A 14,025-nucleotide genomic window follows, 5' to 3' on the forward strand; every position below is an offset into this window, starting at 1 on the left:
TGCGATGATTTGTATTCATTTTTAAGTTTATTTTTAAGGTTGCATAAGGACAAGGATAAATTATTGTCATCTGTTTGCTTTCTTGCTCATTACCTCGCCTTCTTAATATTTTCCAGTTCCATGGTGCTACCGGTAATCCTGGATCGCTTGGGTTTTGCCACCTTACCTTCTTTATATTTTTCCTGCTTCCTAGATCTTCTCGTCCTAGGGGAAAGCTCCCTTACTTCTACCTTACCCTCTTCATATTTTTCTACTTCCCGGCTTTACTGCAGGAAGCCCTTGGCGGCATAGGGGACATTCCTCTGGCCTGTAGTTTTCAATTTCCATAGTCAACAAAGCCTTTAAGGGCAAGCCTAAATCCACCTTTCCCCCGCTACGGTCTACCAAGGCCCCGACCCCTACGGGAGTAGCTCCCCAATCTTTTACCACTTCTATTACCTCCTTTACTGATCCTCCAGTGGTAATCACATCCTCTACTACCAGGACCTTATCTTTAGGTTCCAGGCAAAAGCCTCGACGGAGGGTCATTTTCCCCTCTTCCCTCTCTGTAAATAGGGCCCGAGCCCGTAACGCCCTAGCCACCTCATAAGCGATAATGATAGCTCCTGTAGCTGGACCTACTACTGCTGTTATCTCTTGTCCCCCAAAATGTTCGGCTAGAGCGGAACAAAGCTTTGAAGCTTCCTCCGGGTATTGTAAGACTCTTGCACACTGAAGATACCGGCCGGCATGAAGCCCAGAACTTAAAATAAAATGCCCCTCCCAAAGTACACCAGTACGCCGGAAAATGGTCATTATCTCTTCGGGTCCGAGCATATAATTTATCTACCCCTCCTACCTAATTTTGCAAGCGCCTATAAATATCTTAGAAGCTATACCCTCCCTTTAATGGCCCTGAAAATGAAGAAACAATTAAAGGGGCGAGGTTAGCTCTAAGCTCCCAATTATTTTGTTTATGTCGTCAATATTGTTCTGCATCAGATACTCTCTCAAACCCTCGATTATCTCCAGCATGGCCTGGGGGGATACCAGGTTGGCAGTACCCACCGCCACCGCCCGAGCACCTACCAAAAGGAATTCTAGGGCATCGGTGGCGGTCATTATACCTCCCATACCTATAACAGGGATCTTCACCGACCTCGCCACCCTCCAAACAGCGTAAAGGGCTATAGGCTTAATAGCAGGCCCGCTCAAGCCCCCCACTATATTCCCCAGAACCGGCCTTCGTTTCTCCCAGTCTACTGCCATACCCACCAGAGTATTTATTAAAGATAGGGCATCCGCACCTGCCCTCTCTACAGCCTGGGCCACAGCTACTATGTCTGTAACGTTAGGGGTAAGCTTGGCAATAATAGGAAGGGTGGTTACCCGGCGGACCGCCTGTATTACCTCTGCAGCTTGTTCAGGCTCGCTCCCGAAGGCCATCCCGCCCTCCTTAACATTAGGACAAGAAATATTTACTTCCAAGGCGGCTACTCCTGGGACTTCTCCTAAACGCCTGGCCAGTTCAGCATATTCATCCACGGTACTGCCAGCAATATTTACGATGATGGGCGGCCTAAAGCGCCGTAAGAAGGGCATCTTCTCCCGGATAAAAGCTTCTAAACCTGGATTTTGTAGCCCTATAGAGTTAAGGAGCCCAGCAGGGGTTTCCACTATCCGCGGGGGCGGGTTACCCAGCCTAGGCTCCAGGGTAATACTTTTGGTAACCAAGGCTCCTAGGGCATTTAAGTCCACATAAGAAGCATATTCTTCCCCGAAGCCAAAGGTACCCGAGGCCGGCATTACAGGATTCTGCAGTTTAAGACCTGCCAGTTCTACGGTAAGATTCATAATGGACGCTACCTCCCAAAGACGTCCCAAGCCACACGGTGGGCAGGAAACACAGGCCCTTCAGAACAAACGTTCTCATAGGTCAAGTTCCCATCCTCCTGGTATATAGGCACAGCACATCCCCGGCAGGCGCCCAAGCCACAGGCCATATGTTCTTCCAAGGATACCTGAGCAGGTATAAGGTGGGTAGCGGCAAGGCTAGCCACCACAGCTAGCATATCCCGTGGGCCGCAGGCGAAAATACCGTCGAATTGTTGGCTAGTAATCTGGTCGGCTAAAAGATCAGTTACCAGGCCGGTAAACCCAGCGCTTCCATCCTCTGTAGCTATTTCTAACTCTACTCCTAGTTCGGCTAACTCTCGTTCCCTTAAAAGGTAATTTCGGCTACGCGCCCCTTGATAAAAGGTTACCCTATTCCCCTGGGCTACAGCCTCCCGGGCCAAAAAAAACAAGGGAGCCAAACCCATACCCCCGGCCACCAGAGCTAATCTTTTACCAAAAGGAACTACAAATCCCCGCCCTAAGGGACCGAGTCCGGAAATCCTCTCTCCCGGCACCCGGGCAGCTAACCAGGCCGTACCTTTGCCCACTACACGGTAGAGAAATTCTATTTCCTGCTTGCCTGGGTCGAAATCGTGGATGCTTAACGGCCGTCGCAAGAGAGGATCATACCCTGAACCGCACCGCAGGTGAACGAATTGCCCTGGCTTAGTCTCCTCTATCGGAGCCTTTAACCGCAGACGATAAATTCCAGGACCCGTAGGAAAATTAGTCACAACCTCTCCTACCCACAGGGCCATCTTTTCCCCATCCTTGGCTTAAAGTTCGACTTGAAGTATCTTTCGACACTTTCTTTTACCTTCCTTCTATAGGCTACAAAAAAGCCCCGGCTCTACCTGCGGGGCTGGGAAAGTAAAATAATATGGGGGTGATTAATCTATTTATGTAGGAAATTATCCTTCTTAAGTTTACCTCTAAGTTTATCCTCCTACAATTTTACTCTATTACCGCTAAGATATCCCTCTCGCTTATCAAGAGGTACTTCTGGTCTCCTTCCTTAACCTCTGTTCCAGCGTACTTAGCGAAGATAACCTTATCTCCCTTTTTGACCTCCATGGGCAAGCGTTGCCCATTCTCCAGAACCCTTCCTGGACCTACTGCTAAAACCTCTCCCTGCTGGGGCTTTTCCTTAGCCGTATCCGGCAGCACAATGCCTCCCTTAGTTTTTTCTTCTGCTTCTATAACCTTTACTAATACACGGTCACCCAGCGGCTTAAAAGCCATAACTCCCTTCTACCTCCCTTTTAACTTTGTTTTTAGCACTCACTTTAGGGGAGTGCTAACACCCAAAAAGTATCATATTAGGTTTGAGGCTAAAATGCAAGTACCCGCTGCAGTTTTCCTTATCATTTTCCTAGAAAGAAAAAATTATACAAAGCTTAATCTAAACGTGCGCATTCTGAAGCCTCTCCCTTCAAAACGGCTAAACCATGGGGTAAAGCGGGTAGTACCGCCTCCAGGTTTTCCCTTACTCCCCGAGGGCTCCCAGGCAGGTTTATAATTAGACTTTTCCCCCGGATCCCGGCCACGGCACGCGATAACATAGCTTGAGGAGTAACCTTCAGTCCTTGCGCCCGCATGGCTTCTGGCAAGCCCGGCACCTCCCGCTCTATGACTTCTTTAGTAGCTTCCGGTGTTACATCACGCGGACCGAAACCCGTCCCGCCTGTGGTAAGGATTAAATCCGCTCCCACTTCATCACAAAACTCCCGTAATTTGGTAGCTATAACCTGGCGTTCGTCAGGAACTACAGCATAAGCCACCACTTGGCCGCCGATCCTAGCCACCAGCTCCCGGATCACCTCGGCGCTCTTATCCTCCCGCTCTCCCCGGGCCCCTTTATCGCTCGCTGTAAGGATAGCTACCCGGATCATTTCACTTATCACCTCGGTTTTTAAACATCGCCTTGCCCATCAACGACCTCAATATTATCTCCTACCTGGACCGGTCCGCCCTTTAACACCCTGGCAAAGATCCCTTCCCTCGGCATGATGCAGTCACCAGCCTGATAATAGACGGCGCAGCGTTCATGGCATACTTTACCTATCTGGGTAACTTCCACTACTGCCTCGGGACCGATCTTCAATTTGGTACCCGGAACAAGGCTCCTTAAGTCTAATCCTTCAGTAGTCAGGTTCTCTGCAAAATCTCCCGGTCCCACTTTAAGTCCTTGGGCCTGCATCTTGCGTATGCTCTCCAGGGCTAAGAGGCTGACCTGCCGGTGCCAGGGGCCCGCGTGAGCATCACCTTCCAGGCCATGGTTGGGGATCAGTCTCCCCCAACCTATGTTCCTCTTACGCTCGCCTTTACGCAGGCTCGTGCATACTGCTACTATGCGTCCCACAGTTTCCCTCCTCCCGAAAGGCATCTCTTTAAAGCGTAGCTTAATTGGGAAAGCCAAAGCGCAAATACCTTAGCCGAGCCCCAAAGCCTGTTTACCTAGCTAAAAGTTCCACCTTTCCTCACCTTCCCGCTGCCAGACCCCGCTCCGCCCCCCGCTTTTCTCCACTAATCGGATATCGCTTATAACTATTCCCCGCTCTACAGCTTTGCACATATCATAAATAGTAAGGGCCGCAACACTCACTGCCGCCAGGGCTTCCAATTCTACCCCTGTTTGACCAGAAGTTTTAACCCGGGCTTCTATCTCCAAAACCCCTTTATCCAGGTGCGGCCGGAATTCTAAAGCGGCATAAGATAAGTTCAAGGGATGACATAGGGGTATAAGCTCCCCTGTTTTCTTAGCCGCCATGATCCCCGCCACCCGGGCTACGGCCAATACGTCTCCCTTAGGGCCTTTGCCTTCCAAGATAAGATTCAAAGTAGCCGGGTTCATGATCACCTTCCCCCGGGCTATAGCTTGGCGTTCAGTAACAGGCTTTGCTCCTACATCCACCATACGCGCCTGGCCACGGGAATCTATATGGGTCAAAGCTTGATCCATAACCTTTCATCCTCCCAGCTGGCACATAAAACTTCCCTCGTTCCATCCCGCTTCTAAACGATGTCCCCAAGGCTTAAGGCACACAGCCTGTTGGAAAAGCCTGGCCAGCTCTGTCACCGAGGCGCCCGACCTTAAAGGGGTTTTCATATCCACTTCAGCCTGCCAATAAAGGCAAGGACGGAGCTTCCCATCGGCTGTAAGCCTTAAGCGATTGCACCGGCTACAAAAATGCTCGCTCAAAGCCCCTATAAACCCCACGCTCCCTGGGCCGCCAGCAACCCGGAAGCTCCTGGCCGGTCCATTCCCAGGCAGATCCAACATAGGTTCTAATTTAAAATTAGCCGCTAGCCGTTTCCATATCTCTTGAAGGGGAACATAACCAAAATACTCCCCGGCTGCTGTGCCGATGGGCATAAGCTCTATGAACCGCACATGTAACGGTTCCCTTAAGGCTAAAGAAGCAAAATCCAAGATTTCATCCTCGTTGAAGCCGCGTACCACCACTACATTTAATTTTACAGGAACTAGACCGGCCGCCAGGGCAGCCCGGATACCTCGCCAGACGGCCTCTATACTTCCACCCCGGGTAATAAAACTATAGCGGTCCGGTTGCAAGGTGTCTAAACTAATGTTTACCCTCTTTAAACCTGCTTCCTTCAGGGGAAGGGCCAGGGATTCCAAAAGCTGACCATTTGTAGTTAAAGAGATCTCTTCCAACCCCGGCAAGCTAGCCAGTTCTCGTACTAGGGAAACCAGGTTTTTCCGCACTAAGGGCTCGCCACCGGTAAGCCGGATCCGCTTAATCCCTACCTGAAGGGCTGCCTGCACCAGTCTTACAATCTCTTCCAACCGTAAGATGTCATCATGGTTCTTTAGGGGTACCCCTTCCTCCGGCATACAATACCGGCAACGGAGGTTACAGCGATCCGTAACAGATACCCGCAAGTAATTTATACGGCGACCGAAGGTATCCTCCACCGGCCTTTCCCCCTTAAACTCGTGCTCTTTCTCCCCGGTCTCCCTGGCTTTCCAAGTCAAAAATTCTTCCAAACTATTTGCCCACAATCCTTAAGATCATATCCTGGCAGGCGCTGGGCTGCCTTCCGAAATTCTTCCGAAGCCATAACCTTAACTAAATCCTGGACTAAAGGATTTTCCCATTGCTCGCGAAAGAAACATAAATCAAAGCGTTCCACCGCCACCGGGACAAATTCTAGTTGGTAGGCCCTGGCCGCGGCATAAATTCCTAAGCCCACATCTGCTAAGCCCAGAGCCACCCTCGCCGCCACACCTAGGTGGGTGGTCTCCTCCCTCTCATAACCATGGATATCCTTCACCTCTAAACCCTGAAGCTTTAAATGGTAATCCAAAAGCACCCGGGTACCCGAGCCAGGCTGCCTGTTGACAAAGGTCACATCTTTTCGCACCAGATCCTTTAAGCTTTTAATGTTTTTAGGATTGCCGGGAGCAACCATCAAGCCGTTCTGCCTGTAGGCTAGGTTAACTAGCACCACCTGCTCGCCACGTAAATACTCCTCAACATAGGGCACGTTATATGTACCGCTGGCGGGATCCAACAAGTGTATACCTGCTCCGTGGGCTTCTCCCCGCTGCAAAACATTAAGCCCTGCTAGACTTCCTACTTTTGCTACTGCTAGCCCCTTACCAGGATAAAGCTTACGTAAGGCATCTCCCAATACTGCAAGCAAGGGATCATCGCTGCCGGTTATGACCAGGGTGGCCTGGATCTCTTCCAGCGCCTTAAGAAGAACTACCTTTACCTCAGCACCTGCAGGGTAGCCCTCGGAAAGACGCGGAATACGCAAAATCCCATCTGCCCGGGCCAGGGAGGCGATGTTCCCCGCTCCCCGGCCTAAGGGAGTAGCTATTAGCTTTTCCCCCACTTGGGCAAGGCGCACGCGAATAAATTCTTCCCGGCCTAGAGAGGAAGCTATTTTCCGTCCCAAGATAGCTTGGGCCTCCGGAGGCTCCGGCGGTTTAAGGCCTTGCTTGATATACACCAGGGGTCGAAGGAAAAGCTCAGCACAGAGGGCCGCTGAAACGGGGTAGCCCGGGACTCCTAACACCGGTTTACCTTCCACCAAGCCCAGGATAACCGGCTTACCCGGTTTGGTAGCTACACCGTGGGTAAAAATACGGCCCAGCTCGGCCACTAGACGGGCAGTATAATCCTCCCGGCCAGCAGAAGATCCGGCATTGATAAGCACTACATCTGCTTGAGACAAGGCTAACTTTAGCCGCTCTTTAAGGAGGTCGTAATCGTCCGGAGTGATGGGGAAAAGGTGGGGTTCGCCTCCCCATTGGCGGACTAAGGAGGCTAACATAACGCTATTGGATTCTATGATTTGCCCGGGCAGGGGATTAGAAGTGGGCGGTACCAATTCGCTCCCAGTAGGCAAAATAGCCACCTGGGGCCTACGGCGTACTTTTACCTCTGTAACTCCTGCGCTTAAGAAAGCGGCCAGATCAAAGGCTGTTAAAAGATGGTTGGTCGGTGCCAGCATCTCCCCAGCCAAAATATCCTCCCCCGGTAGGCGGACATGCTGCCAAGGTATGGCCGGAGCATAAATTTCCACTATGTTTTCGTCGATAAAAGTAACCTCTTCCAGCATAATAACTGCGTTAGACCCTTCCGGTAGAGGATCACCTGTATCGACCACCCAAGCTTCTTTCCCCAAAACTAACCTCCGGGGAAAACCTTCGGAAGCACCCCAGGTATCCTCCACCCGGACAGCGATACCATCCATGGCCGCGCCAATATAATGGGGGGAGGAAAGGGGAGCATACACAGCCTCTGCTGTGACCCGCCCTAAGGCTTCCTGGGTAGGTATCTTTTCCCCCGGCGTAGGATGGAGAAACCCTATATTTTTTAAGGCCTCTAAAAATTCCTCTCGAGCTTCCTCCCAGGGCCGGTTGTCCAGAAAAACTTTACGTTCCTCCACGCTTTAAGCCCTCCTGCCTTAACCTGCCCGTCCTCTTTTATATAAAAAGCCTCACCTTCACCCGACTACCAGCCTCTAACCCGGCCTTTTCCAAAGGTATCCTTATGAAACCATCGGCCTGCACCATAGTAGAAATGAGCCCCGATTTACCCGGAAGGGGTACAGCCACCAACCCGCCATCTTCCCCGCGTGCCAAGCGTACCCTCACATAATCCTCCCGCCCGGCGTCCGAAGATAACCGTCGCGCCAAAGTAGCCTCCACCGCTGGTTCTTCTTCCGGATCTTGGTAACGGCCATACTTTAAAAGAGGACTTACAAAAAGATAAAAAGAAACCATAGCCGATACTGGGTGACCAGGGAGGCCAAAAACCATCCTGTCCTGGATAAGGGCAGCCAGGGTAGGTTTACCGGGCCGGATGGATACCCCATGGAAAAGTAAACCTTCTTCTCCCCAATGAGATAAAAGGCGAAGGGTTAGATCCCGGGTTCCTACTGAACTTCCACCAGAAAGAAGAACTACCTGGCTTTCCTCTAAAGCCTGGGCCAGCCTTTCGCTTAAATAAGACAGGTCATCAGGAACAATACCATATAACTTGGCTTCGGCTCCGCAGGATTTTACCAGTCCCCAGAGGGTATAAGAATTGATATCCCGGACTTGCCCTGGTCCTGGCTGTGCTTCTACAGGTACTATCTCGTTGCCAGTTGCCAAAATCCCTACCCGCCAGGGCTCCCATACCTTCACTTTCCAATGGCCCAGAGCAGCTAAAACCCCCAAATCTTGAGGTCGTAGGCGGCATCCTGCCTTAAGAACTGTCTCGCCCTTCTTAACATCCTCCCCCTCAGCCATAACGTTTTCTTTAGGGGCCACAGGTTTTAAAACATTTAGCCAACCTCCTGGCAAGGTCTCCGTATGCTCCAACATAACTACAGCGTCTGCACCTAGAGGTAGCATACCCCCGGTGCTCACCGCCACCGCTTCCCCTCGGTTTAAAACCATCTCTGCCCGCGACCCCATGGGTACCTCACCAATCATCCGCAAAGGTACGGGTGTCCCCTCGCTAGCTCCGAAAGTATCACAGGAGCGCACGGCAAAACCATCCACGGTGGAGCGGGTAAACCCGGGAACGTTTTCCTGAGCCACAATGTCTTCAGCCAACTCCAGGCCTAAGGCTTGCGTCAACTCGCAAACTACGCTCTTACGCTTAAGCCTGGGCCAGTGGCTGGCCAGAACCTTACGGGCCTGGGCAACAGTCACCACCTGAAAAAACTCCATAAACCTTCCCACCTGGAGATCTACTACCCTGGGCTTTAGCCTCCAATCTTGTCTTGGATAAAACTAGCCCGTTTATTCAAAACAACCTAGTTGGCACTGGACTATCTTTATTTTAAGCTCGTCTGCAGCTTGTCCGATGGTCCGCATGGGGACTCCCAATTTCCGGGCCAAATCCTGGGCCACAGCACAAGGTAACTTCCCTCCCCGGGCTTCTGCCGCCTCCCGAACCACTTGCAGGATTTCTTCTTTTTTCTCCATTTTCTCCATTTTATTCTCCCCTTGTAAGCAAGGTTTTTGCAGAAGCTCTTCTTTACTCCCTTAAATAAAAGACCCACAGGGCCTTATAAGGGCACTCTCCTTTAAATGCTCTAGAAGACATTAACGGGCACCCGGAATGGGTGCCCTTAGTTTCTCCCTTAAGGCTCCTTTCCCAATCCGGGAGGCAGGCCCGTTTCCCGGCCTACCCCGTCACTGCCTGGAGGCAGGAGGCCAGCAGCCATAGCTTAAGGTTTTTAGCCGTAGGCTTACTGGCTCGGAGGTCTAATATAGAGGCCTATTATTAAGCCTATTTTAAGATCAAAATGGTTAAGTCTATTCTAGCATAACGGATAAACAAAATAAAGCATCTTACGCTCAAAAACGACCGATCTGCCATTCTTTATTTTTTGTTGTACCTTTTAAACTATCTATACCTATACTTTTATACTTACCTATACTTGCTATACTTGGCAACCACAACGATTAGAAAAAGTAGCTACTAGAACAACTTCTCCCCGGTCAGCCGCGGCTTCAAAGAGGGTTTTGACTGCCCGCCACACTTCTTCTTCCTCTCCCCGGATGATGGTGCTCATAGAATTGGTCTCCACCTGCACCTGCCCCGCTGACCAAGAAGCTAAAACCTCTTTGATCAGCTGAGAGTACTCTTTAACACCGAGCGGATAAAGAGCTACCTGGCAAGCCAGCATAGCTTACACCTCCCGAAAATCATCACTTAACAAAGATTCCCATACTTCCTTCGGCACCACCATCATACGGCCACTCCTCTACAAAAATTTCCCAATCTCCACTACAGCCCTAACTGGAAGCGACTTTATAAGCCAGGGCACAAACGAATCCCCCATCTGTCCTCCCTTGCCGCCGAGCCTCTTCTTCCAAGGCCAGGGCCTCTTCTACCTGGCTGAAATCAAAGTCAGGGGGAACAAACAATACTGCTCTACCCTGCACCCTTTCTCCTGGCATGGCGGCCAAAAGCTCCTCTAAAGTAGGGAAATGTGCATGGTGGAAAAGGCTTTCCGGATCCCGCGCGGCCTTTTCTTGATAATACCTGCTCCAAGCGCTATTCCCACCTATAACCCCCACTACCAGCCGGCCCCCAGGCTTGAGTACCCGGTAAGCCTCCTCTAGGGCTTCCCTTAAGTCTGGTACGAATTCTAAAGCCGTAAGCGATACCACTGCATCAAAGGTACCTTCTCCAAAGGGGAGATGGCGGGCGTCAGCTCGGTAAAATTTTATCGGGAGGCCTTCCCTCTCAGCCTTATACCGTGCTTTAGCTAACATCGGTTCTGAAATATCAATCCCGGTCACCTGGGCTCCCAAGCGGGCCAGCTCTAAAGAAAGATTCCCAGTACCGCACCCCACATCTAAAATCTCCATCCCTGGCTCCGGCTTAAGATACTCGTATATAGCTTCCTTTTCGATTTTATCCACCAGCTTCCCCTTAGGCGTCTTATACCAATCATCGTAATCTTGAGACTTCTTATCAAAAAGTTCAGCCATCGGATAAACCTCCTCTAAGGTTTATTTATTTGTATTGGGATGAATAATATGACCATATATAGCCCTTGGGTAAATAACCCTTTGGTATACCAGAAGGTTCCACAAAAAAATTTCTCTCCTGCCCTCTCTAACCTTTCTCTCCTTGAAATTATCCTTAATTATCTTTATCTCCCTCCATATCCACTATTATAAGGACTATAATTCCCACTATAATCTTCTTTCAGTTTCCCCAATTTCTCCCTGCTCTTAGCCTTATATTACCACAGATTGGGTTTTAAAGGTAGGTTTTAACCGTTCTTTTTAGCTTATTGCTTATTAACTACCAGGTTGGATAAAATAAAGCCAACAAAATAAAATGGAGAAATCCCCTAAGGAGGGTATCAGGCTCATGCGTAAAGTTTTATTCGTCATCGATATGCAAAATGACTTTGTAGCTGAAGGTGGAGCTTTAAGTTTTCCCGAAGCACGGCAAATAATACCCTTTGTGGTAAGTAAGGTAAAGGAAGCCTTAGCCCATGGAGAGGAAGTCCTTTTCACCTTGGATACCCATACGCCTAAAGATGCAGAATTTCAAAAGTTCCCACCGCACTGCTTAGAAGGAACACCCGGGCATGACCTTATCCCCGAGCTTAAGGAAGCAATCCAGCCTTACCAAGGCACAGGCAAGGTTCATTTCCTTAAAAAAAGCCGCTATAGCGCCTTCTTCGGTACTGATCTAGAAACTTGGCTGGGATTAGTACCAGGAAGCCCTAAAGAGAAGGTAGACGAAGTAGAACTGGTAGGCGTATGCACCAATATCTGTTGTTTCTTCACCGCTGAGGAGCTAGCCAACCGCGATATCCCAGTGACAGCCTATGCTCAAGGTATGGCTACCTTCGACGCGGACGCCCACAAATTCGCCCTGGAACAGATGCGGACCGTACTGGGTGTTAAGGTGGTTTAAATTTTAAGATGGATTTACGGCAAACAAATAGCTTGGCCTACTTGAAGATTATAGGGATCGATATGGGGGTTAAGTTCCAAAAGCTTTTCCACTGTGGTCCCCACAGCTTGGGCAATGCGATAAAGGGTATCGCCAGGTGCTACTATCCAATAAACGCCTGAGGGACATTGCTGCTCAGGGAGACAGATTAGCTGGCCTATCTGCAGATTGTTAGGATCCACACCTGGGTTAAGGCGCATAAGTTCTTCTACCGTAGTACCCAAGCGCAGGGCGATGAGATATAACGTATCTCCAGGTTGTACTCGCCAGTATCTACCGGACGGGCAGGGCGGCTGCTGAGATACCATAGAGATTCACCTTCTCAAAATTGGTTTAATCTCCTTTTCCAACATATGTTAGACGTGAGCAAAATGTTATCCCTGGCCTTAGAAATTCCCATTGGCTGTAAGTACCAGTGTTTCAATATTCACCTGTTAAAGAAAAATAAAAACCCCTGCTAACGTAAGCTTAACAGGGGCTCAAGTATTTTCCTATATAGCGAGGCTTTCTGGCAGCGACCTACTCTCCCGGGGGACGGACCCCCAGTACCATCGGCGCTGGAGGGCTTAACTTCCGTGTTCGGGATGGGAACGGGTGTTTCCCCTCCGCTATAACCACCAGAAAGCCTTCCTTCCCTTATATCCTCTTTTCTATACCCTCTATCTTCTTCTTAACTCTCCTTCTCTTCTTCACTTTGTAACCTATCCTTGGCCTTGTTCCCTCAAAACTGCATAGTGTGCTAGGGTCAAGCCCTCGACCGATTAGTACCGGTCCGCTAAAGGGGTTACCCCCCTTACACTCCCGGCCTATCTACCTGGTAGTCTTCCAGGGGTCTTACCCGGCTTTCCCGGTGGGAAACCTTATCTTGGGGTGGGCTTCGCGCTTAGATGCCTTCAGCGCTTATCCCCTCCAGACTTGGCTACCCAGCGATGCCCCTGGCGGGACAGCTGGTACACCAGCGGTCTGTCCATCCCGGTCCTCTCGTACTAGGGACGGCCCCCCTCAAGTTTCCTGCGCCTGCGGTGGATAGGGACCGAACTGTCTCACGACGTTCTGAACCCAGCTCACGTACCGCTTTAATGGGCGAACAGCCCAACCCTTGGGACCTACTTCAGCCCCAGGATGCGATGAGCCGACATCGAGGTGCCAAACCCCGCCGTCGATGTGGACTCTTGGGCGGGATCAGCCTGTTATCCCCGGGGTAGCTTTTATCCGTTGAGCGATGGCCCTTCCATCCGGTACCACCGGATCACTAAGCCCGACTTTCGTCCCTGCTCGACCCGTCGGTCTCGCAGTCAAGCACCCTTATGCCTTTGCACTCCACGCGCGATTTCCGACCGCGCTGAGGGTACCTTTGGGCGCCTCCGTTACCCTTTAGGAGGCGACCGCCCCAGTCAAACTGCCCACCTGACACTGTCCCTAGGCCGGTTCACGACCCCAGGTTAGAATTTCAGTACCCCAAGGGTGGTATCCCAAGGCCGGCTCCCCACCCCCTGGCGAGAGTGGTTCTACGCCTCCCACCTATCCTGTACATGAGGTACCAAAACCCAATGCCAGGCTACAGTAAAGCTCCACGGGGTCTTTCTGTCCTACCGCAGGTAACCCGCATCTTCACGGGTACTACAATTTCACCGAGCCCCCCGTCGAGACAGTGCCCAAGTCGTTACGCCTTTCGTGCGGGTCGGAACTTACCCGACAAGGAATTTCGCTACCTTAGGACCGTTATAGTTACGGCCGCCGTTTACTGGGGCTTCGGTTCAGAGCTTCGCTAGAAGCTTTCGCCCCCAGCTAACCCTTCCCCTTAACCTTCCAGCACCGGGCAGGCGTCAGCCCCTATACTTCAGCTTTCGCTTTTGCAGGGACCTGTGTTTTTGGTAAACAGTCGCTTGGGCCGTTTCTCTGCGGCCCCCTCGGGCCACCAGACGCAAGGCCCGGCTACCCTACACGGGGCGCCCCTTCTCCCGAAGTTACGGGGCCATTTTGCCGAGTTCCTTGACGAGGGTTCGCTCGCGCGCCTGTGGATTCTCTCCTCGCCTACCTGTGTCGGTTTGCGGTACGGGCACCTAGCCCCCTCGTTAGAGGCTTTTCTTGGCAGTGTGGGCTCGGCCAGTTCGGTACTCTATCTTCCCTCCCCGTCACCCCTCAGGCTTCACGTGGGACGGTTTTCCCTGCCCCACACCCTACAGGCTTGGAC

The 14,025-nt window shown here is 51.1% G+C and carries 15 protein-coding genes, 2 rRNA genes and 1 riboswitch (1 of these 18 running past the window's edge); of the genes, 1 reads left to right on the forward strand and 16 read right to left on the reverse strand.

Annotated elements, in window-relative coordinates:
- Positions 1-240: 240 nt before the first annotated feature.
- From pyrE to B9A14_RS16005, 13 genes are all read right to left on the reverse strand, one after another.
- Positions 241-816, reverse strand: a complete 576-nt coding sequence (gene pyrE / locus B9A14_RS15945) for an orotate phosphoribosyltransferase (protein WP_084666808.1) — start codon at positions 814-816, stop codon at positions 241-243.
- A 96-nt stretch (positions 817-912) separates the two neighbouring features.
- Entirely contained in the window at positions 913-1,833 is a 921-nt protein-coding gene (locus B9A14_RS15950; protein ID WP_084666809.1) for a dihydroorotate dehydrogenase, read from the reverse strand.
- 8 nt (positions 1,834-1,841) lie between these two features.
- Entirely contained in the window at positions 1,842-2,633 is a 792-nt protein-coding gene (locus B9A14_RS15955) for a dihydroorotate dehydrogenase electron transfer subunit (protein ID WP_084666810.1), read from the reverse strand.
- Between the two features lie 196 nt (positions 2,634-2,829).
- A complete protein-coding gene (gene groES, locus B9A14_RS15960) occupies positions 2,830-3,117 on the reverse strand; it encodes a co-chaperone GroES (protein WP_084666811.1) in 288 nt (95 codons plus the stop codon).
- A gap of 155 nt (positions 3,118-3,272) precedes the next feature.
- Entirely contained in the window at positions 3,273-3,767 is a 495-nt protein-coding gene (locus B9A14_RS15965) for a MogA/MoaB family molybdenum cofactor biosynthesis protein (protein ID WP_084666812.1), read from the reverse strand.
- A gap of 20 nt (positions 3,768-3,787) precedes the next feature.
- Positions 3,788-4,237, reverse strand: coding sequence for an MOSC domain-containing protein (locus tag B9A14_RS15970; protein WP_084666813.1), 450 nt, complete (start codon positions 4,235-4,237; stop codon positions 3,788-3,790).
- A 99-nt stretch (positions 4,238-4,336) separates the two neighbouring features.
- Positions 4,337-4,837 carry a cyclic pyranopterin monophosphate synthase MoaC gene (gene moaC, locus B9A14_RS15975; protein ID WP_084666814.1) on the reverse strand — a complete coding sequence of 167 codons (501 nt, stop codon included), beginning with the start codon at positions 4,835-4,837 and terminating at the stop codon, positions 4,337-4,339.
- A 6-nt stretch (positions 4,838-4,843) separates the two neighbouring features.
- A complete protein-coding gene (gene moaA, locus B9A14_RS15980; RefSeq protein ID WP_084667212.1) occupies positions 4,844-5,815 on the reverse strand; it encodes a GTP 3',8-cyclase MoaA in 972 nt (323 codons plus the stop codon).
- Positions 5,816-5,871: 56 nt separating this feature from the next.
- The gene (locus B9A14_RS15985; RefSeq protein WP_084666815.1) at positions 5,872-7,800 is read right to left on the reverse strand and encodes a molybdopterin biosynthesis protein; all 1,929 of its coding nucleotides are present in this window, start codon (positions 7,798-7,800) and stop codon (positions 5,872-5,874) included.
- A 37-nt stretch (positions 7,801-7,837) separates the two neighbouring features.
- A complete protein-coding gene (locus B9A14_RS15990; protein WP_084666816.1) occupies positions 7,838-9,073 on the reverse strand; it encodes a molybdopterin molybdotransferase MoeA in 1,236 nt (411 codons plus the stop codon).
- Between the two features lie 72 nt (positions 9,074-9,145).
- The gene (locus B9A14_RS15995; RefSeq protein WP_231967842.1) at positions 9,146-9,340 is read right to left on the reverse strand and encodes a hypothetical protein; all 195 of its coding nucleotides are present in this window, start codon (positions 9,338-9,340) and stop codon (positions 9,146-9,148) included.
- A 139-nt stretch (positions 9,341-9,479) separates the two neighbouring features.
- Positions 9,480-9,623, reverse strand: a riboswitch (molybdenum cofactor riboswitch).
- A 169-nt stretch (positions 9,624-9,792) separates the two neighbouring features.
- Positions 9,793-10,038: a YkoF family thiamine/hydroxymethylpyrimidine-binding protein gene (locus B9A14_RS16000; protein WP_084666817.1), complete on the reverse strand. Its 246-nt coding sequence runs from the start codon at positions 10,036-10,038 to the stop codon at positions 9,793-9,795.
- A gap of 109 nt (positions 10,039-10,147) precedes the next feature.
- Complete coding sequence (locus B9A14_RS16005; RefSeq protein ID WP_084666818.1) at positions 10,148-10,849, reverse strand: class I SAM-dependent methyltransferase; 702 nt, start codon at positions 10,847-10,849, stop codon at positions 10,148-10,150.
- Positions 10,850-11,237: 388 nt separating this feature from the next.
- Here B9A14_RS16005 and B9A14_RS16010 point away from each other — a divergent pair, with 388 nt between their 5' ends.
- Entirely contained in the window at positions 11,238-11,792 is a 555-nt protein-coding gene (locus tag B9A14_RS16010) for a cysteine hydrolase family protein (protein ID WP_084666819.1), read from the forward strand.
- A 14-nt stretch (positions 11,793-11,806) separates the two neighbouring features.
- Here B9A14_RS16010 and B9A14_RS16015 read toward each other — a convergent pair whose 3' ends face one another.
- The 3 genes from B9A14_RS16015 to B9A14_RS16025 form a co-directional block, all read right to left on the reverse strand.
- Positions 11,807-12,139 carry a LysM peptidoglycan-binding domain-containing protein gene (locus tag B9A14_RS16015; RefSeq protein ID WP_084666820.1) on the reverse strand — a complete coding sequence of 111 codons (333 nt, stop codon included), beginning with the start codon at positions 12,137-12,139 and terminating at the stop codon, positions 11,807-11,809.
- Between the two features lie 198 nt (positions 12,140-12,337).
- Positions 12,338-12,453, reverse strand: a 5S ribosomal RNA gene (gene rrf, locus B9A14_RS16020).
- A gap of 119 nt (positions 12,454-12,572) precedes the next feature.
- A 23S ribosomal RNA gene (locus B9A14_RS16025) occupies positions 12,573-14,025 on the reverse strand (it continues 1,572 nt past the right edge of the window).

The organism is Thermanaeromonas toyohensis ToBE (genome assembly GCF_900176005.1).
Lineage (GTDB): Bacteria > Bacillota > DSM-521 > Neomoorellales > Neomoorellaceae > Thermanaeromonas > Thermanaeromonas toyohensis.

What these genes read in the sequence shown, in the direction of transcription:
- B9A14_RS16015 (WP_084666820.1), bottom strand. Translation starts at nt 12,139, where the DNA reads ATGGTATCTCAGCAGCCGCCCTGCCCGTCCGGTAGATACTGGCGAGTA.
- pyrE (WP_084666808.1), bottom strand. Translation starts at nt 816, where the DNA reads ATGCTCGGACCCGAAGAGATAATGACCATTTTCCGGCGTACTGGTGTA.
- moaC (WP_084666814.1), bottom strand. Translation starts at nt 4,837, where the DNA reads ATGGATCAAGCTTTGACCCATATAGATTCCCGTGGCCAGGCGCGTATG.
- B9A14_RS15950 (WP_084666809.1), bottom strand. Translation starts at nt 1,833, where the DNA reads ATGAATCTTACCGTAGAACTGGCAGGTCTTAAACTGCAGAATCCTGTA.
- groES (WP_084666811.1), bottom strand. Translation starts at nt 3,117, where the DNA reads ATGGCTTTTAAGCCGCTGGGTGACCGTGTATTAGTAAAGGTTATAGAA.
- B9A14_RS15990 (WP_084666816.1), bottom strand. Translation starts at nt 9,073, where the DNA reads ATGGAGTTTTTTCAGGTGGTGACTGTTGCCCAGGCCCGTAAGGTTCTG.
- B9A14_RS16000 (WP_084666817.1), bottom strand. Translation starts at nt 10,038, where the DNA reads ATGCTGGCTTGCCAGGTAGCTCTTTATCCGCTCGGTGTTAAAGAGTAC.
- B9A14_RS15995 (WP_231967842.1), bottom strand. Translation starts at nt 9,340, where the DNA reads ATGGAGAAAATGGAGAAAAAAGAAGAAATCCTGCAAGTGGTTCGGGAG.
- B9A14_RS15955 (WP_084666810.1), bottom strand. Translation starts at nt 2,633, where the DNA reads ATGGCCCTGTGGGTAGGAGAGGTTGTGACTAATTTTCCTACGGGTCCT.
- B9A14_RS16005 (WP_084666818.1), bottom strand. Translation starts at nt 10,849, where the DNA reads ATGGCTGAACTTTTTGATAAGAAGTCTCAAGATTACGATGATTGGTAT.
- B9A14_RS16010 (WP_084666819.1), top strand. Translation starts at nt 11,238, where the DNA reads ATGCGTAAAGTTTTATTCGTCATCGATATGCAAAATGACTTTGTAGCT.
- B9A14_RS15965 (WP_084666812.1), bottom strand. Translation starts at nt 3,767, where the DNA reads ATGATCCGGGTAGCTATCCTTACAGCGAGCGATAAAGGGGCCCGGGGA.